Genomic DNA, 19441 nt, shown 5'->3' with positions numbered 1-19441 from the left:
AGCCTGATGAGCAACCCGACCACACGGCCCGACGACGCCATTGACCTGGCGGACGAGGGCATCGAACCGATCGCGATCGTCGGCCTCGCCGCGCGCCTACCCGGCGCCGCCGACGTGCACGAGTTCTGGCGCAACCTGGTCGACGGGGTCGAGTCGGTCACCGAGCTCACCCGCGAGGAGCAGTTGGCCCGGGGCGCGACAGTCGACGAGGTCGACGATCCGGGCTGGGTCAACCGCGTCCCGCTGGTCGACGGGTACGACGAGTTCGACGCCGGGTTGTTCGGGATGACCCGCCGGGAGGCCGAGCTGACCGACCCACAGCACCGGCTGTTCCTGGAGACCTGCCACACCGCGCTGGAGGACGCCGGCTACGACCCGTCGCGCTACGACGGCGCGGTCGGCGTGTACGCGGGCACCGGCGGCAACACGTACCTGCAGCGCAACGTGCTGCGTAACCAGCGGGCCGGCGGCAACCCGCACACCGCTGTGTCCATCGCCACCGGCAACTCGCCGAACTACGTGGCCACCAACGTGTCGTACCGGCTGGACCTGCGTGGGCCCAGCATGACCGTGCACACCGCCTGCTCCACCTCGTTGGTCGCCTTCCACCTGGCCTGCGAGGCGCTGCGCAACGGCGAGTGCGACATGGCCCTGGCCGGCGCGGCGAACATCGAGCTGCCGCACGTCGGCTACCTGGGGATGGAGGGCTTCACCTCGCCTGACGGCCGGTGCCGCCCGTTCGACGCCGACGCGAACGGCACGGTGTGGGGCAGCGGAGTCGGGGTGACAGTGCTCAAGCGGCTCTCCGACGCCATCGCCGACGGCGACACCGTACGCGCCGTGGTGCTCGGCAATGCGATCAACAACGATGGCGCCGGCAAGGTCGGCTTCACCGCGCCGAGCGTCGACGGGCAGATGGCGGTGGTCGCCCAGGCCGTGGCGATGGCCGACGTCGACCCGCGCACCATCACCTACGTCGAGGCACACGGCACCGGCACGGCGATGGGCGACCCGATCGAGGTGGCCGCGCTCTCCGCTGTCTACTCGAAGGACACCGACGAGCGGGGCTGGTGCGGCATCGGCTCGGTGAAGTCGAACATCGGGCACCTCAGCCAGCCGTCGGGCATCGTCAGCGTGATCAAGACGGTGCTGGCCATGGAGCACGGTCTGATTCCACCGACGATCAACTGCGAGACGCCGAACCCGGCGGTCGAGTTCGCCGACACCCCGTTCTTCGTGGCGAACATGCTGACCAAGTGGGACGCCGACGGCGGGCCGCGCCGGGCGGGAATCAGCTCGTTCGGCATCGGCGGCACCAACGCGCACGTGGTGCTGGAGGAGGCGCCGGCCGCGTACCGGGACGACCGGCGGGTGCGCCCGGCGCACCTGCTCCAGGTCTCCGCGGCCACCCCCACCGCCCTGGACGCGGCGGTGCGGCGCCTCGCCGATCACCTGGACGGCGCGGCCGACGCCGGGCCGGAGTACCTCGCCGACATCGCGCACACCCTGCGCGTCGGCCGCCGGCAGTACCTGCACCGCCGCGCTGTGGTCGCCACCGACCTGGCTTCGGCTGCCGCCGCCCTGCGGGCCCGCAAGCGCGGGCCGGAGCCGGTGACCGACAGTCCCGCCCCGAAGGTGGGCTTCCTGTTCAGCGGTCAGGGAGCCCAGTACGCCGGCATGGGCGCGCAGCTCTACGCCGAGCAGCCCAGCTTCGCGGCCGCCGTTGACGAGTGCGCCGAGCTGCTCCGCCCCGAACTCGGCCTGGACCTGCGTGACCTGATCCTCGGCCGCGACCCGGCGGCGGGGGAGCGCCTCGTCGAGACCCGCTACACCCAGCCGGCCCTGTTCACCGTCGAGTACGCCCTGGCCGTTCTCTGGCAGGCCGCCGGGGTGCGGCCGGCCGCGATGATCGGCCACTCCATCGGCGAGTACGTCGCCGCCACCATCGCCGGCGTGCTGAGCCTGCCCGACGCGCTGCGGGTGGTCGCCGGCCGGGGCCGGCTCATGCAGTCGGTGCCGACCGGGTCGATGCTGGCGGTGGCGCTGGACGAGTCGGTGGTCGCCGCGCAACTGCCCGCGGAGCTGGCGGTCGCCACCGTCAACGGCACGGGCACCTGCGTGGTGGCCGGCCCGACCGCCGCGGTCGAGACGTTCGCCGCCACGCTGGACGGCAAGAGCAAGATGCTGCGCACCTCGCACGCCTTCCACTCGCCGATGATGGACCCGATCCTGGCCGAGTTCACGGCGCTGATGGGCACGGTCACGCTGCGCCCGCCGACACTGCCGTTCCTGTCCAACGTCACCGGCACCTGGATCACCGCCGAGCAGGCCACCGACCCGGCGTACTGGACGGCGCACCTGCGGCAGCCGGTCCGGTTCGGCGACTGCGTCGCCACCCTGCTGGCGGCGGGCACCTGGCAGCTGCTCGAGTGCGGCCCCGGCCGGCAGTTGGCCAGCCTGGCCCGGATGCAGGTGGCCAGGGCCGCACCGAAGCAGCGCCCGCTCGCCCCGCTGAGCAGCCTGCCCGGGCCGGGCGACGGCACCGGCGACCTGGCCACCCTGCTCGGCGCCGCTGGCGCGCTCTGGTCCGCCGCCGTGCCCGTGCGCTTCGACGACGACCCGGCGGCCCGGCGGGTGCCGCTGCCCACGTACCCCTTCGAGCGCCGCCGCTTCTGGATCGACCCGGATCCGGAGCAGCCGGTCGTGACCGCCCCGGTCGAGGTGGGGCCGCGACCGCTGCCGCAGTGGTTCGCGGTGCCGGTCTGGCAGCAGGCCGCGCCGCTGCCGGCGGCCGAGCCGCTGGGCCGCTGCCTGGTGCTGACCGCCGGCCCGCGCGGGGACGCGCTGGTCGCCGGCCTGCGGGCCGCCGGCGCCGACCCGATCGTGGTACGCCCCGGCGACTCCTTCGCCGGGACCGACACCGGCTACCACCTGCGCCCCGGTGTGCGCGCCGACTACGACGACCTCGTCGCGGCGCTCACCGCCGACGCGGTGCCGGCCCGGTTGGTGCACGCGTTCACGCTGGACGGCCCGCCGGCCGGCACCGACATCGCGGCGGTCCGGGCCGCGCAGGAGCGGGGCTTCTTCAGCGCCCTGCACCTGGTGCAGGCCCTCGCTGGCGCCGGCCTGACCAGCGAGAACGACGGCCTCGCCCTGGACCTGGTAACCGCCGGGGTCGGCGACGTCCGCGGCGACGACCTGCGTCGCCCAGAGCACGCCACACTGGCCGGGCTGGTCCGGGTGCTGCCGGCCGAGCTGCCCGGGCTGGCCGTGCGGCTGGTCGACGGGGACCCGGCCGAGGACGACGTCGCCGCCGTGGTCGCCGAGCTGCGCCGCCTCCGGGACCCGGAGCGGGCCGAGGTGGCGCTGCGGGGGCGGCGGCGCTGGCTGCCCGGCTTCGAGCAGGTGACGGTGGACTCCGAGGCGGAGGCGGGAGCCCTGCGTGACGGTGGCCGGTACGTGATCACCGGTGGCCTCGGCGGCATCGGCATCACCCTGGCCGAGGACTTCGCCACCCGGGCCCGGGCCAGGCTGGTGCTGCTGGCCCGCTCCGGGCTGCCGGAGCGTGAGCGGTGGGACGACCACCTCGCGGTGCACGGCGACGACCGGGCCGGCCGGGCCATCGCGGCGATCCGTCGGATGGAGGCCGCGGGCGCCGAGGTGCTGGTGCTCGCCGCCGACGTCACCGACCCGGCCGACCTGCGCCGGGTCCGCGACGCCGCGCAGGCCGCGTACGGCGGCATCGACGGCATCGTGCACGCGGCTGGCCTGCCCGGCGGGGGAATGGCCGAGGTGAAGGAGCGGGCCGAGGCCGAGCGGGTGCTCGCCCCGAAGGTCGCCGGCACGCTCGCCCTCGCCCAGGTCTTCGGTGACCTGCCACTGGACTTCGTGGTGCTGTGCTCGTCGATCACCGCCGTGGTCGGCGGCTTCGGACAGGTCGACTACTGCGCCGCGAACGCGTTCCTCGACGCGCACGCGCGCTCGGGCGCAGGCTGGCGGGCACCGGTGCTGTCGCAGAACTGGGGCGGCTGGGCCGAGGTCGGTATGGCCGTGGAGACCGCCGCGCCGGCCGGCTTCCGGGCGGCCGGCCGGGACACCGTCACCGCGGCGGTCGACCACCCGGTGCTCACCACGAAGGTCACCGGGCCAGACGGCACCGTGCTGCACGGGCTGGTCTCCGCGGCCACCCACTGGCTGCTCGACGAGCACCGGATCGGGGGTGTGCCGGTGGTGCCGGGCACCGCCCACCTGGAGTCGGTCCGGGCCGCGGTGGCCGCCGCGCTGCCCGCGCCCGGCCCGGCTGCGGCGGTGGAGCTGCGCGACGTGGTCTTCCTCGAGCCGTTCGCGGTGCCCGAAGGCACCGTCGCCCAGTATCGGGTGGAGCTGACCGGCACCGACGACGGCGGCACCGAGTTCGCGGTGCGGAGCCTCGCCGGCGGCCGGCTGCGGACCCACGTGCGGGGCGGCGCGGGCTGGACCGACGAGCCGGCACCGCCACCGCAACCGGTCACGGTCGTGGGTCGCCGGGTGGACGACGACGCGTCGTTCGGGCGGGGCCGGACCAGCATGCTGACGTTCGGGCCGCGCTGGGCCGCGCTGCGGGAGCACCACCTGGCCGACGGCGAGGAGTTGGCGGTCGTCGAAGCTCCCGCCGCGGCGGCCGACGACCTGCCCGTCTGGGGCCTGCACCCGGCACTGCTGGACGTGGCGACCGCGTTCGGCCGGGGCCAGGGCAGTGGCACCTACCTGCCGCTGTCCTACGGCCGAATCGTCGTGCGCGGTCCGCTGCCGGCCCGGTTCACCAGCCGGTTGCGGCACCGCACCGGCGGCACCGACGAGGTCGTCGCCGCGGACCTGTCGCTGCGCGACCCGGACGGCCGGGAGCTGGTCGAGATCAGCGACTTCGTGCTGCGCAGGGTGGACCAGGGCGCCGTCACCGGTGGCCTGAGCGGGCCCGCCGGCGACGACGCCGGAGCGGTGCCGGCCCCGTCCACCGAGGACATCCGGCCGGTGGACGGCGCGGAGGCGTTTCGCCGAAGCCTCACCGCCGGTCTCGGCGCCCAGGTGGTGATCGCCACCCGGACGGTGGAGGACATTCGGCACCGTGCCGGCCGGGTCACCTCCGGCAACCTGGCCGGCGACGAGGCGGCCACCGGGCCGGCCGTGACCGGGGCGTCGGCCGGCACCGCCGCGCCGGGCACCGAGTTGGAACTGGCCATCGCCCGGGTCTGGCAGGACCGGCTCGGGGTGCCCGAGGTGGGCGTCGACGACGACTTCTTCGCCCTGGGCGGCAACTCCCTGGTCGCGGTCCAGCTGATCGCGGCCATGCGCAAGGCGACCGGGGTGCGCCTGCCGATGCGCAGCCTCTTCGAGACCCCCACCGTGGCCGGGCTGGCAGCCCGGATCGAGGAACTGCGCGTCGCCGCGGCCGACACCGACGAGCCGGCCACCCCGGCACCAGTCCCCGCCATTCCGCGACTGCCCCGCGCGTGACGAGAAACCAGGAGTGGAGAGAACAATGAGCGACACGATCGCCACGCTGCCCGTGGTCGTCGCATCCGACGGCCGGACACTGACCGAGCTGATCACCGAGCGCCGCGCCGAGCTGCGGGCCACAGTGGCCGAGCAGGGCGGGTTGTTGTTCCGCGGCTTCGACGTGGGCGGGGTGGACGGCTTCGACCGGGTGGTCCGGGCGCTTGCCGGTGAGCCGCTGACCTACACCGAGCGGTCCTCACCGAGACACGCCATCAAGGGCCGGGTGTACACCTCGACCGACTACCCGCCGGACGAGGAGATCTTCCTGCACAACGAGAACTCGTACCAGGCGCGCTGGCCGTTGACGCTGTTCTTCTACTGCATCACCGCGCCGCAGACACTGGGCGCCACTCCGCTGGCCGACATCCGCCGGGTCTACCGGGAGATCGACCCCACGGTACGCGAGGAGTTCGTCCGCCGCCGCTGGATGCTGGTGCGCAACTTCCACGGAGATTTCGGCGCGAGCTGGCAGCACGTGTTCGGCACCGACGACCGCGCCGAGGTCGAGGCGTACGCGGCGGCGAACCGGATCACGCTGGAGTGGGTGGGCCGCGACGGGCTGCGTACCCGTGCGGTCCGCGACGTCGTGCACCAGCGGCCCGGCTCGGACATCCCCCGCTGGTTCAACCACGCCACGTTCTTCCACGTGAGCAGCCTGGCCAAGGACCTCCAGGAGGGGCTGCTGGCCATGTTCGGCGCGGACGGGCTGCCGTCGAACACCTACTACGGCGACGGCGGCGAGATCCCCGTCGATGTCATGGACCACCTGCGCTCCGCCTACCGGGCCGCCAGCGTCCGCTTCGACTACCAGCGCGACGACGTGCTGGTGGTCGACAACATGACCGCCGCACACGGCCGGGAGCCGTTCACCGGCCCCCGCAAGATCGCCGTCGCGATGGCCGAATCGCACACCCCCGACACCGATGGAGCACTGTGATGGTCGAGCCCCGATTCCTGGTCGTGCGCAACGACGAGGAGCAGTACTCCATCTGGCCGGCCGGACGGGACCTACCGGCGGGCTGGTACGACGTGGGGTTCGCCGGCACCCGCGAGGAGTGCCTGGCGCACATCGACACCGTGTGGATCGACATGCGCCCCCGTTCGGTGCGGGAGTCGGCGTCATGACCCAGGAGTGGACCTTCCCGGCCTCCTTCGCCCAGGAGCGGGTGTGGACGGCCAACCAGCTCGACCCCGGTTCGCCGGTCTTCAACATCTCCGTGCCGTTCGGGTTTCCGGCCGGCGTCACCGCGACCCAGGTCGCCGAGGCGCTCACGAAGGTGATCGCCCGGCACGAGGCACTGCGCACCCACCTGGGGATGGCCGACGGGGTGCTGACGCAGGTCGTCCGGGCCGTCGAGCCGGTGGAGCTGCCGGAGCTGGACCTGACCGACCTGCCCGCGGACGAGCAGCAAGCCCGCGCCACCGACACGCTGGCCGAGCTGGCGCGGACGCCGATCCCGCTGGACGCCCCGCCACTGTGGCGGGCCCGGCTGGTCCGCTTCGCCGCCGACCGGCTCGGGTTGCAGTTCGTGGTGCACCACGCGGTCTTCGACAGCCACTCCGCGGTGCTCTTCGACGCCGAACTGGCCGAGTTCACGCGGGCCGCGCTGACCGGCGCGCCGGCCGACGTACCCGAGCTGCCCATCCAGTATGCCGACTTCGCCGTCTGGCAGCGCGACCAGCTCACCGACGACGAGCTGGACCGGCAGTTCGCCTTCTGGCGCGACAGCCTGGCCGGTGCGCCGACGGTGACCGGCCTGCCGCTGGACCGGCCGCGCCCCGCCCAGCTCGGCTTCGCCGGTGACGAGGTGCGCTTCGACCTTCCCGACGGGCTGCTGGACCGGGTCGGGCAGCTCGCCGCTGGCACGACTGCGACTCCGTACATGGTGCTGTTGGCCACCTTCGCCGCGCTGCTGTCCCGAATCTCGGGTGACCCGCAGGTGGTGGTCGGTGTATCCACCGCCGGCCGGGACGCCGCCGAGCTGGCCCCGTTGATCGGTATGTTCGTCAACCCGGTCGCGGTGTCCTGCGACCTGACCGGCGACCCGAGCGGCACCGAGCTCATCGGCCGGGTCCGGGCCGGTCTGGTGGACGCGATGGAACATGGGCAGACGCCGTTCCAGCGGATCGTCGAGGCAGTCGTCGCCCACCGCGACCCGTCGGTGCAGCCGGTGTTTCAGACCGCCCTGAACTTCATCCCGGACTCCGGCCTGGACGTGGTGGCGCTGGGCACCACCAAGGACGACCTGGCGTTCGACTTGACGCGCGGCACCAGCCGCCTGGTCTACCGCACCGACCTGTTCGACCGGGCCACCGCCGAGACGGTCGTCGCCCGCTACCTGCGGTTGCTCACCGCCGTCGTCGCCGACCCGGCCACCAGGCTGTCCGCGCTGCCGTTGCTCGACGACGCCGAACGCGACCTGCTGCGCACGTGGGCCGGCACCGGTGGCGAGGTGGTGCCGACCACTGTGGTCGCCGAGGTGCAGCGGCAGGCCGCCGCCACCCCGGCGGCGACCGCGCTGCTCTGCGACGGGGTGGAGTTGAGCTACGCCGAGATGTCCGCCCGAGCCAACCGTCTGGCCCGGTTGCTGGTCGAGCGGGGTGCCGGCCCGGAGACCCGGGTCGCGTTGCTGCTGCCCCGATCGGTGGAGCTGCTGGTGGCGATCCTTGCGGTGCTCAAGGCCGGTGCGGCCTACCTGCCCGTGGACACCGACCACCCGGCGAACCGGATCGGCTACCTACTCACCGACGCGGAGCCGACGCTGGTGCTGGCCACCCCGCAGACGGCCGCGCTGGCCCCGGCCGACGCGCTGGTGCTCGACTCCACGACCGCCGCCGACTTCGACGACACCGACCTGCTCGATGACGACCGCCGGTCGCCGCTGCGCCCGGAGCACCCGGCGTACGTGCTCTACACCTCCGGTTCCACCGGCCGGCCGAAGGGTGTACTGGTGGAGCACCGCGCGGTCACCGCGTACCTGGCCTGGGCCCGGGACACCTACCCGGGGCTGGCCGGCACGGCCCTGCTGCACTCGCCCGTCACGTTCGACCTGACCGTGACCGGGCTGCTCGGCCCGCTCACCGTCGGCGGCACGATCCGGCTGGCGGGGATCGACACGCCGGCCGCCCGAGCGGGTGGGCCGCCCACCTTCCTCAAGGTCACCCCCAGCCATCTGCCGCTGCTCGACGACGCGCTGTCGCCCACCACCGACCTGGTGATCGGCGGGGAGGCGTTTACCGGAGAGCAGGTGGCCGGCTGGCGGACGGCGCACCCGCAGGTCGCCGTCATCAACGAGTACGGGCCGACCGAGGCGACCGTCGGGTGTGTCGCCGCGCGGATCGCGCCCGGGCAGTCGGTGCCCGCCGGGCCGGTGCCGATCGGTCAGGCCACCTGGACCACCCGGGTCCACCTGCTCGACGCGGCGTTGAATCCGGTGCCGCCCGGTGTGGTCGGCGAGCTGTATGTCGCCGGGGCGCAACTGGCCCGGGGCTACCTACGCCGACCGGCCCTCACCGCCGAGCGATTCCTGCCCTGTCCGTACGGGCCGCCGGGGGAGCGGATGTACCGCACCGGTGACCTGGCCCGCTGGCGAGCCGACGGGACGCTGGAGTACCTGGGCCGCCGCGACAACCAGGTCAAGGTCCGGGGGATGCGGATCGAGCTGGGCGAGATCGAGTCGGTGCTGCGCGCCCGCCCGGACGTGGACGCGGCAACGGTCGTGGTCCGCGCCGACGGCGTTGAGCCGACGCTGGTCGGTTACCTGGTCGGCCCGGTCGACACGGAGGCGCTCGCCGCCGACCTGGCCCTCGAGTTGCCCGCGCACATGGTGCCGACTGCATTCGTCGTGCTGGACGCGCTGCCGCTGACGCCGAACGGCAAGCTGGACGCCGCCGCGCTGCCGGCCCCGGCGGTCGCCACCACCGACGGGTTCCTCGCTCCGCGTACCGACGCCGAGGCCCTGGTCGCCGAGGTCTACGCCGACGTCCTCCAGGTGGAGAAGGTCGGCGTCCTCGACGACTTCTTCGCTCTCGGCGGCAACTCGCTACATGGCATGCGGGCGATGGCCCGCATCCGCGCCGAGGTGGACGTGGAGTTGCCGATGCGAGCGCTGTTCAGCAGCCCGGTGGTGGCCGAACTGGCGGCCCAGATCGAACAGCGGATCGCCGCCGAGCTCGACGAGCTTTCCGAAACCGAGGTCGCCGCGCTGCTCGTGGCGGAGAAGGACACCCCCTCATGACGGACGTGAAGGACACGCCCCGCGATCCCGCCCGGCAGGCGCTGATCGCCCAACGGCTGCGCCGACGGTCGGGCGGCGCGCCCGCCGCGCGGATCACCCCCCGCCCGCCGGACGCCGAGGTGCCGCTCTCGTACGCCCAGGAGCGGGTCTGGTTCATGGACCAGCTCGCGCCCGGCGAGGCGGCGTACCACATCGCGGTGCCGCTGCGGGTGCGCGGCCCGCTCGATGTCGCGGCGCTGCGCCGCGCGTTGGCCGACCTGACCCGCCGGCACGAATCGCTGCGCACGCGGTTCCCGGCCGACCCCGACGGTCGGCCCACTGTGGTGCTCGACGACCTGGTCGAGGTGCCGCTGACCGTGGTCGACGCCGCCGACGAGGCCGCCGCGCAGGAGTTGATCGACCGGGAGGCCGCCGAGCCGTTCGACCTGGCCAGCGGGCCACTGCTGCGCGCCCTGCTGATCCGGTTGACGGCGAGGGAGCACGTGCTGTTGCTCGGCCAGCACCACATCGTCGGTGACGGCTGGTCGGTGGACGTGCTGCTGCGTGACCTGATCAGCCGCTACCGTGACCGGGAGCTGCCCAGCCTACCGGTGCAGTACGGCGACTTCGCCGTCTGGGAGGCGCGGGAGCTGGCCGCCCCGGGCACCCGCCGGCACCTGGACTGGTGGAAGGACCGGCTCGCCGGCATCACCCCGCTGGAACTGCCATTGGACCTGCCCCGTCCGGCCACCCAGACCTACCGGGGGGACTTCGTCGAGTTCACCGTTGATCGGGTCACCACCGAAGGGCTGGCCGCGCTGACGCGCTCCTACGGCGGCACCCTGTTCATGACGCTGCTCGCCGCGTACCAGGTGTTCCTGGCCCGGCACACCGGGCAGGACGACGTCGTGGTCGGCGCTTCGGTGGCCGGGCGGTCGGCACCCGAGCTGGAGAACGTGGTCGGCATGTTCGTCAACATGCTGCCGCTGCGCGCCGAGCTGGCCGGCGAACCGAGCTTCATCGAGCTGCTCCAGCAGACCCGCAGGGCGGTGCTGGACGGGCTGGAGCACGCCGAGGTGCCCTTCGCCCGGGTGGTGCACGAGTTGGGGCTGCCGCGCGACGTCAGCCGCTCGCCGGTCTTCCAGGCGATGTTCGTGTTGCAGAACTACGAGATGGGCCGTTTCGCCGGGGTCGCCGACGACGCCGGGGTCGGCTTCGAGTGGCAACCGATGGAGTTGCGAGCCACCCGCTTCGACTTCGAGCTGCACGCGGTCGAGACCGGTGACGGCCTCTGGGGCAAGCTGGTCTTCAACACCGATCTGTTCACCAGGGACACCGTCGAGCGGATGGCGCACCGGCTGACCACCCTGCTGCGCACTGTGGTCGCCACGCCGGACCTGCCGGTCTCCGCACTGGATCTGCTCGCGCCGGCCGAGCGGGAGCTGCTGGCCGGGTGGAATGACACCGCCGGCGACTTCCCCCGGCAGGAGACCCTGCACGCCCCGATCGAGGAGCGCGCCGCCCGTACACCGGACGCGGTCGCGTTGCGGTTCGCCGGCCGATCGACGACGTACGCCGAGCTGAACACGGCGGCGAATCGGGTGGCGCACCGGCTGCGCGCCGCCGGGGTGGGCCCGGAGACCCTGGTCGGGGTCTGCGCGGAACGCTCGGCGGAGCTGGTCGCGGGCCTGCTTGGAGTGCTCAAGGCCGGCGGCGCCTACCTGCCGCTTGACCCGGAGTACCCGCCGGACCGGCTGGCGTTCATGGTCGCCGACGCCGCCGCGCCGGTGGTGCTGGTGCAGGGGCATCTGCGTGACGTGTTGCCCGCGACCGACGCCAGCGTGTTCGTCCTGGACGACGAGTCGGCCTGGGCCGACCAGCAGGCGTTTGACCCGACTCCGATGGGCGGCCCGGCCAACCTGGCGTACGTCATCTACACATCCGGCTCCACCGGCCGGCCCAAGGGCGTGCCGAACACCCATCGGGGCATCGTCAACCGCCTCGACTGGATGCAACGCACCTACCGGCTCGGTGCCGATGACGCGGTGTTGCAGAAGACCCCGGCCAGCTTCGACGTGTCGGTGTGGGAGTTCTTCTGGCCGCTGCGTGAGGGCGCCCGGCTGGTGCTGGCCGAGCCGGGCGGTCACAAGGACGCCGGTTACCTGCGTGACCTGCTGGTCGCCGAGCGGGTCACCACCGCCCACTTCGTACCGTCGATGTTGACGGTCTTCCTCGCCGAGGACGGCGTCGAGGCGGCCACCGCGCTGCGCCGGGTGATCTGCAGCGGTGAGGAGTTGCCGCTCGCCGCGGCCCGGGACTTCACCGCCCGACTGCCCGGCTGCGGCCTGCACAACCTGTACGGCCCGACGGAGGCGGCGATCGACGTCACCGCGTGGGCGTGCGACCCGGCGCTGCTGGCCGGGCTGACCAGCGTGCCGATCGGCGCGCCGATCAGCAACCTGCGCCTGCACGTGCTGGACGCCCGGGGCAACCCGTGCCCGGTCGGTGTCGCCGGTGAGCTGCACATCGGCGGGGTCGGGCTGGCGCGTGGCTACCACCGCCGGCCGGCGTTGACCGCCGAGCGGTTCGTGCCGGACCCGTTCGCCGCCGAGCCGGGAGCCCGGCTGTACCGCACCGGCGACCTGGCCCGCTGGCGGGTCGCGACCGGCGGCCAGCCTGGCGGGGTGCTGGAGTTCCTCGGGCGGATCGACCACCAGGTCAAGCTGCGCGGCCTGCGCATCGAGTTGGGCGAGATCGAGAGCGCGTTGCGCGCCCAGCCCGGCGTGACCGAGGCCGTCGTGCTGGTCCGTGAGGACACCCCCGGCGACAAGCGCCTCACCGGGTACGTGGTCGGCGCGGCCGAGCACGACGCGTTGAAGGTGGCGCTGAAGGAGACCCTGCCCGAGTACATGGTGCCGGCGGCGTTCGTCACCCTGGACGTGTTCCCGCTGACCCCGAACGGCAAGCTGGACCGTCGGGCGTTGCCCGCGCCGGTGGTCACCCGCGCCGAGTCGGTGGCGCTCGTCGAGCCGCGCGACGACACCGAGCGGATGCTCGCCGGGATCTGGTCCGACATCCTCGGCGTGGACGCCCTCGGCATCGACGACGACTTCTTCGACCTGGGCGGGCACTCGATGCTCGCGACCCAGGTGGTGGCGCGGATCCGCAAGACCGAGCACGGCGGCCGGCCGGTCGGCGTGATGGATCTGTTCCAGCAGCGGACCATCCGCGACCTGGCCGCCTTCATGTCCGGTGACGGCGCTGGCGACGGCCCCCGTCGGCTGCTCTACGAGCTGACGAAACCGATCCCGGCGGCGCAGCGGGTGATCACGTACGTCTGCGTGCCGTACGGCGGTGGCAGCGCGATCGTCTACCAGCCGCTCGCGGACGCGTTGCCGGCCGGGCACGCGCTCTGGTCCCTGGCCATCCCCGGGCACGACGTGGGGCTCACCGAGGCCGCGCTGCCGTTCGACGAGCTGACCACCCGGGTCGCCGAGGAGATCCTGGAACGTGTCGAGGGCCCCCTCGCGCTGTACGGGCACTGCGGGGTAGGCAGTGCGATCGTCGCCGAGGTGGCTCGCAAGGTGGAGGCCGCCGGCAGGGAACTGACGGCCCTCTACATCGGTGCGATGTTCCCGTTCGCCCGCCCGAAGGGCCTGTTCGCGGCAGTGCGTACCCGGCTTGAGAAGTTGCGCAGCAACCGGCACTACGCGAGTTGGCTCAAGTCGATGGGGGTCGACACCAACGAATTGGACCCGGAGCAGGCCGATCGGATCATCAGCAACATGCGGGCCGACTCCCGAGCCTCGGAGGAATACTTCACCGACCTGCTCGACCGGCGTGCGGTGAAGCTGCGCGCCCCGATCATCTCGGTGGTCGGCTCGGAGGACCCGGTCACGGACTACCACACCGAGCGCTACGCCGAGTGGCAGTTCCTCAGCGACCGGCTGGGGCTGGTGGTGCTGGATCAAGCGGGGCACTTCTTCCTCAAGTATCGGGCGCAGGAGTTGGCCGAGATCGTCACCCAGGTGCATCCGGCGCTGGTCGACGGTGACGTGTCCGCGTTGACGACGCGGGCCCGCGGTGAGGACGCCGCGTGGGTGGTGGACGACGCCCGGGGCGTCGACGCCGTCACCACCCCTGCGCAGCCGGTGGTCCAACCGAGCATGGCCCGGTTCGTGGCGGTGACCGTCGGGCAGTTGGTCTCCACCACGGGCTCGGCCCTGACCGCGTTCGCCCTGCCGATCTGGCTGTTCACCCGTACCGGCTCGGTAGCGAACCTGGGTCTGCTCTGGGCGCTGGCGCTGATCTGCGGGGTGCTGATGCTGCCGGTTGCCGGCGCGATCACCGACCGGGTCAGCCGGCGAAAGATCATGATGATCGCCAGTAGCAGCGCCGGCACGATCCAGCTGGTGCTCGCCGCGCTGCTCTGGACCGGCAACCTCGCGCTCTGGCACATCTACGTTCTGGTGGCGCTGAGTCAGGTGGCTGCGTCGTTCCAGCGCATCGCGTTCCAGTCGGCGGTGCCGCAACTGGTGCCCAAACGCTACCTGGGGCACGCGATGGGCATCACTCAACTCTCCAACGGCTTCGCCCTGCTGCTGATGCCGGTCTTCGCCGCGGGCCTGCTCGCCACCATCGACCTCAGGGGCATCCTGCTGCTGGACGTGGCCAGCTACCTGGTCGCGGTGGTCACCCTGGCCGTGGTCCGCTTTCCCGACCTGCTCGGCTGGCGGCCCAAGGAGCGGCTGCTCGTGGCGATCGTCAACGGCCTGCGCTATTCGTGGCGACACCGTGGCTTCCGTCTGATGCTGGGATACTTCGCGCTGGGCAACATCTTCCTGGCCCCGGCCCTGGTGCTCGTCACCCCGCTGGTGCTCTCCTTCGGCAGCGCCACGCAGGTGGCCCAGGTGGCCCTCGCCGAGGCGCTCGGCGCGGTTGCCGGTGGCGTACTCATGGCGCTGTGGGGCGGCCCTCGACACCGGCGCATGGTCGGTGTGCTGATCGGTAACCTCGGCACCGCGCTCGGCTGCGTCCTCGTCGGCTTGGACGCGTCGGTCGTGATGATCAGCGTCGGGGCCTTCTGGTTGGCCATGTCGATGACCACCGCGCAGTCCATCTACGCCACCATCGTCCAGGTCAAGGTGCCGCAGCGCTTCCATGGCCGGGTGTTCAGCCTCAACCAGACCATCTCCTGGTCGACACTGCCGATTGGTTTTGCGTTGCTCGCTCCGGCGGCCACCAGCCTGTTCGAGCCGATGCTCGCCCCCGACGGGGTGCTCGCCGGGTCGGTAGGCGCGGTGATCGGCACCGGGGAGGGTCGGGGCATCGGCTTCGCGTACGTCTGCTTCGGTGTGGCGCTGATCCTGATCACCCTGGGCGGTTTCTCGATCCGGCTGCTGCGCCGCTTCGACCTGGAGGTGCCGGACTCGCTGCCCGACGACCTGATCGGCGCCCAGGAGCGGGAACGCCGGCTCGCGGCCCGCGCCGCGCAGCGCGAGGAGGAGCAGGTGCCGGCAGGGGACTGAGTGGAACTTCGGCGGCGCCTGCCCGGGTTCGCGGCCGGAGTGGCCGGGCGGGGCGGCTGCGGCTCCGGGCGCGGGTCAGCCCAGGAGAGCCTTTGTGACGTCGGTCCGATTCAACGCCGCCACGCACCAGGCGAAGTGGCCGTCCTGACCCGTCGGGTCGTAGGCGTTGGCCGTGATCAGCGAGTAGGCGGCCCGGTGGACGAGCAGCGCCGCGCGGTCGTAGCCCAACCGCGCCTCCATCCGGTCGAGGAGGTCGCGTTCGACCTGCAGCGCCTCCGACCCGTACATGTCGAAGATCGCGGCGGTGACCGCCGCGTCGAACGCCGGGTCACCCTCGGTGGTCAGGAAGCCCCAGTCCAGCACCGCGCTCGGCCGGCCCGAGGCGTCGACCAGGATGTTCCCCGGGATCAGGTCGCCGTGCAGCACCGCACGCCGGCCACTGTCGACCTCGACCAGCCGGCTGGGAAGCGCCGCGGCTTTCCGGTCGAAGTCGACGACTGCTCCGCTCAGCACCGGCCGGAAACGCTCGACCCGACGTTCGGCGAGGCGCGCGAGTGCTACCGCGAAGCCCTCCCCGACGCTGAACAGCGGGGAATCCTCACCCAGGACGGCCAACTCGCGGGCCGCCGGGAGACCACCGCCGGCCGCGAGCGCGGCCATGATGTCGACAACGATCGTGTACGCGTCCTCGCGGGACACCGTGCCGGCCGCGAGAGCGGCGGCCAGTGTGGTGCCGGTCAGCCGCCGCTCGATGGTCACGACTCGACCTCCCACCGACTCCACCTGCGTGATCCGTGGCACCTGGAACGCCAGCGGCTTCGCGGCCATCGCGTCGTAGAACGCTGCCGCCCGGCGGGACGACTCGACCGCACCGGCGAACCAGATCTTCGCCACCCGCGAGTCGTCGACCTCGTAGACCGCGCCCTCCATTCCCTCGCCCAGCAACTTCGGGGTGGTCGTGCCGATCCATTGCCGGAGCACACCGGCCACCTGCTCCTCCGGGAGGTGACTCATGCCTCGGGCACGTCCTCGGGCTCGGCGACCCAGGCGGAGAAGACCGGCACCCCGTGCCAGGGGCCGGTGACGCCGTCGGCCCGGGTGTCGGTGGCGACGGCCACCACGGCGTACGGGTGGCCGAAGCGCAGCTCGGCGGTGCGGGCCTCGCCCTCCGGCGGCATGCTGGTGATCCCGGCCATGCCGGTCACCGCCGCCGCCTCGAAGCCGTACCTGTCGAACCGGGCCACAGCCGTCTGTCGTGCGTCGAATTCGTCCGCCCGCAGCATCATCGCCGTCGCCAGCAGGTCCACCGCGGCCCCGAAGCCAAGCGCCGGGGCGGTCAGGTCATGGTCGTTGCGAGCGGACCAGCAGGGGAGGACGGCGGTGTGCCGCTCTTCGCGGCCGTGGCGGGCCCAGGTGTGTACGCGCTCCTCGGTCAGCGTCCACAGCGGAGTCTCACCGCGCGGCAGGTCGAACAGCGATCGGCTGCCCGCCGGTTGCGCGCCGTCGGCGGCGCCGGCGCTCAGGTCGTACGCAATGGCCAGCACCTCGGCCGGTGGCACCTGCGGCGCGGCTGCCACCGAGAGGACGACCAGCCCTGCGCCGTCGGTCGTCTGGGCGGGTGCGGCGTGCACGATCACGTCACCGGCCCGCGCGGTGGACACGATGGCGCAGCGGTGGCCCTCGCTCGGGCTGCGCAGTGCCCGTCTCAGTTGGCCGGCCCACGGGCTGTCGGCGCCGAGCGCGCGTGCGTCGGCGACGTCGAACGGGGTCGCCCAGGACACCCGGGTGGCCAACGCGCTGGCCAGGATGAACTCCACGTTCGACTTGACCGTCAGGGGAAACGTCTCGATCAGGCCGAGGGTGTGCTCGCGCGCCCAGGCGTCCAACCCGGCCTGATCGGGCAGTGCGCCGACCTCGGTCGTGCGGGGCAGCGCGGCCCGCCACGCCGCCGACCCGTCGTCGTCCTGCCCCGACCGGTGCCAGAGCGCGCTGGCGGACCCGACCAGCGGGTGCGGCGCGTCCAACAGTGTTCGGGCCACCTCGGCCGCGCTCGGCAGGTCGGTGCCCAGCGCCTCTGCCAGCTTCGCAGCGGCTCCGTCCGCTAGGGCCGGATCACTGTCGGCCGTCGTGGCGGTGACCGCGAGCAGCAGCCAGGCGCCGAGCGGGGAGGCGACGTGGTGCCCGTCGCCGACCGTTGCGTGCAGTCGCGCGGCGTACGCGGACAACGGGCCGTGCAGATCGCTCCTCATGCCCCCCACTCTGCCCGCCGACCCGGCTCACGACCACAGTTCGAACGGCTCGTCGATCTCCGTTTCGGTGAGAAAGGGGGTGATCAGCCGGGGGAGCTGCCCGGGGTAGAAGCGTTCCCGACTGGCCACCACCTCCGGCAACGGCCACCAGCGGAAGCTGAAGTAGTCCTCCAGCTCGTAGTCGAGCCGATGCGTCTCGTCCACGTCCGGACCGGGGCCGCCCAGCCGTACGGCGACGACAACCTCGTCCTGGACGTGCCGCAACTGGCGGTGCAGGAAGCTCGCCCGCCGCCGCCAGTTCGGCGCACCCACCTGGTCGGCGGTGACCACGATACCGGTCTCTTCCCGCAGCTCCCGTACCGCCGTGTCGCGATAGGTCTCACCGGGATCCATGCCGCCGCCGGGCAGCTCCCACCAGGTGCCCAGCCGGGCGTGGTCCGGGTCGCGGGTGTGGAACAGCAACACCCTGTCGGTGCCGTCGACGACGACGACCCGCACCGCGCGTCGCTCCAGGATCGGCAGGTCACGGGGCAACTCGTTCATGGGGCCAGTCTGTCGTACCGCCCGTCTCGGCGGCGGGTAGGCTGCCCGCCGTGGCTGGTCTGTTGAGGAATGTCGCGGCGCGTATCTCTCGGGTCGGCGCGGTGATCCCGTCGCCCCGGCGTACCGGGCCGGCGCCCGCGCAGGTGGCCCGCCGCCGTCAGGTGAGCGCGTTGCAGCGTCGGGAGCTGACCTACGCTCCGGAACGGGACGGTCAGGCCGACCCGGGCGAGATCGTCTGGACGTGGGTGCCGTACGAGGACGACCCGCGCCAGGGCAAGGACCGGCCGGTGCTGGTCGTCGGGCGGCACAGCCGGACCCTGTTCGGGTTGATGCTGTCCAGCCAGGGCGAGCGGGACGGGCAGCGGCACTGGTTCGCGCTCGGGCCGGGTGAGTGGGACCGCGACAATCGGCCGAGCTGGGTCCGGCTGGACCGGGTGCTCACCATGCGCGAGGACAGCATCCGCCGGGAGGGCGCCGTGTTGGATCGGCCCCGGTTCGACCGGGTCGGGCAGGCGTTGCGCGCCGGCTACGGCTGGCGCTGACCGCGCCCGGGGGCGGATCGGTAGCGGGCTGTCCCAGCGATGGGGGAGCCCGGGCAGTGACGCGCTGGCGGTGAGGTCTATTCGCGGCTCGCGGCACCTTTCGCGTCCGGCGGCGGGTACGGCTGGTCGGCGAGGAGCCGGGCCAGGTGTGCGGTGTTGAGCGCCAGGGCCTTCGTGGTGCGGCCGGTGGTGTCGGGCTTGGGGCCGGCGTCGCGGTAGTCCACTGTGTGTAGCGCCTCGCCGACCCAGTAGGTCGCGGCGGCGGCGGCGATGGTGAACCCGACCTCGTTGAGCGCCTGCTGCACCTCGCCGATGGTGTGGTGGGCGCCATCCTCGTTGCCGACCACTGCGACACCGGCGACCTTGCCGTAGGTGCGCAGGCGGCCCTCGGCGTCGGTCTCGGATAGTTCAGCGTCGAGGCGTTCGAGGACCATCTTGCAGACGCTGGAGGGCTGGCCGAGCCAGATCGGCGTGGCGATGATCAGCACCTGGGCTGTCATCAGCTTGGCGCGGATCGTCGGCCAACCGTCGCCGTCGCCCTCGTCGGTGGACACCCCGAAGCGCACGTCGTGATCGACCACCCGGATCATCTCGCCCTCCACGCCCTGCGTGGCCAGCTCGGTGAGCACCTCCCGACCGAGCTGCTCGGCGCTCGACGGCGCCGGCGACGGCTTGAGGGTGCAGTTGAGTACGAGGGCGCGGATGCTCGCCACGTCGGTTCCTCTCGGCGGTCCTGAAGGGGTGCTGGTTTCCCATACCCAGCCGGCCTGCCGGAACACCTCTGCCCGGTTTGGGCGACGAAAGTTCTTGACGCAACCACGACGACC

General features: G+C 72.8%; 10 protein-coding genes. 6 read left to right on the top strand and 4 right to left on the bottom strand.

The features are described 5' to 3' along the window. Positions 1-6 precede the first annotated feature (6 nt). The 5 genes from ABZS40_RS25475 to ABZS40_RS25455 are packed head-to-tail and all read left to right on the top strand — an operon-like array spanning position 7 to position 15280. Positions 7-5493, top strand: coding sequence for an SDR family NAD(P)-dependent oxidoreductase (locus tag ABZS40_RS25475; RefSeq protein ID WP_354945998.1), 5487 nt, complete (start codon positions 7-9; stop codon positions 5491-5493). 25 nt (positions 5494-5518) lie between these two features. Further along, the gene (locus tag ABZS40_RS25470; protein ID WP_354945997.1) at positions 5519-6472 is read left to right on the top strand and encodes a TauD/TfdA family dioxygenase; all 954 of its coding nucleotides are present in this window, start codon (positions 5519-5521) and stop codon (positions 6470-6472) included. Beyond that, entirely contained in the window at positions 6472-6660 is a 189-nt protein-coding gene (locus tag ABZS40_RS25465) for an MbtH family protein (RefSeq protein ID WP_354945996.1), read from the top strand. The genes ABZS40_RS25470 and ABZS40_RS25465 overlap by 1 nt, the downstream gene beginning before the upstream one ends. Continuing rightward, positions 6657-9773, top strand: coding sequence for an amino acid adenylation domain-containing protein (locus tag ABZS40_RS25460; RefSeq protein ID WP_354945995.1), 3117 nt, complete (start codon positions 6657-6659; stop codon positions 9771-9773). Before ABZS40_RS25465 ends, ABZS40_RS25460 begins: the two co-directional genes overlap by 4 nt. Further along, complete coding sequence (locus ABZS40_RS25455) at positions 9770-15280, top strand: amino acid adenylation domain-containing protein (protein ID WP_354945994.1); 5511 nt, start codon at positions 9770-9772, stop codon at positions 15278-15280. The genes ABZS40_RS25460 and ABZS40_RS25455 overlap by 4 nt, the downstream gene beginning before the upstream one ends. A gap of 75 nt (positions 15281-15355) precedes the next feature. Here the strand turns inward: ABZS40_RS25455 and ABZS40_RS25450 are convergent, their stop codons facing one another. The 3 genes from ABZS40_RS25450 to ABZS40_RS25440 are packed head-to-tail and all read right to left on the bottom strand — an operon-like array spanning position 15356 to position 18072. Further along, positions 15356-16294, bottom strand: a complete 939-nt coding sequence (locus tag ABZS40_RS25450) for an aminoglycoside phosphotransferase family protein (RefSeq protein WP_354945993.1) — start codon at positions 16292-16294, stop codon at positions 15356-15358. Beyond that, on the bottom strand, positions 16291-17529 hold the full coding sequence (locus ABZS40_RS25445; RefSeq protein WP_354945991.1) for a hypothetical protein: 1239 nt from the start codon (positions 17527-17529) through the stop codon (positions 16291-16293). Before ABZS40_RS25445 ends, ABZS40_RS25450 begins: the two co-directional genes overlap by 4 nt. A 27-nt stretch (positions 17530-17556) precedes the next feature. Next, positions 17557-18072: an NUDIX domain-containing protein gene (locus ABZS40_RS25440; RefSeq protein WP_354945990.1), complete on the bottom strand. Its 516-nt coding sequence runs from the start codon at positions 18070-18072 to the stop codon at positions 17557-17559. Between the two features lie 50 nt (positions 18073-18122). Between ABZS40_RS25440 and ABZS40_RS25435 the strand changes: the two genes are divergently transcribed. Continuing rightward, complete coding sequence (locus tag ABZS40_RS25435) at positions 18123-18614, top strand: type II toxin-antitoxin system PemK/MazF family toxin (protein ID WP_354945989.1); 492 nt, start codon at positions 18123-18125, stop codon at positions 18612-18614. A 77-nt stretch (positions 18615-18691) separates the two neighbouring features. Here ABZS40_RS25435 and ABZS40_RS25430 read toward each other — a convergent pair whose 3' ends face one another. Continuing rightward, positions 18692-19327 (bottom strand): NAD(P)H-dependent oxidoreductase, encoded by a 636-nt coding sequence (locus ABZS40_RS25430; protein WP_354945988.1) that lies wholly within the window; start codon positions 19325-19327, stop codon positions 18692-18694. Positions 19328-19441 lie beyond the last annotated feature (114 nt).

Origin of the sequence: Micromonospora sp. NPDC005324 (assembly GCF_040607155.1) — a bacterium.
GTDB classification, from domain to species: domain Bacteria; phylum Actinomycetota; class Actinomycetes; order Mycobacteriales; family Micromonosporaceae; genus Micromonospora; species Micromonospora trifolii.
This window is presented reverse-complemented; position numbering and strand designations above follow the sequence as displayed.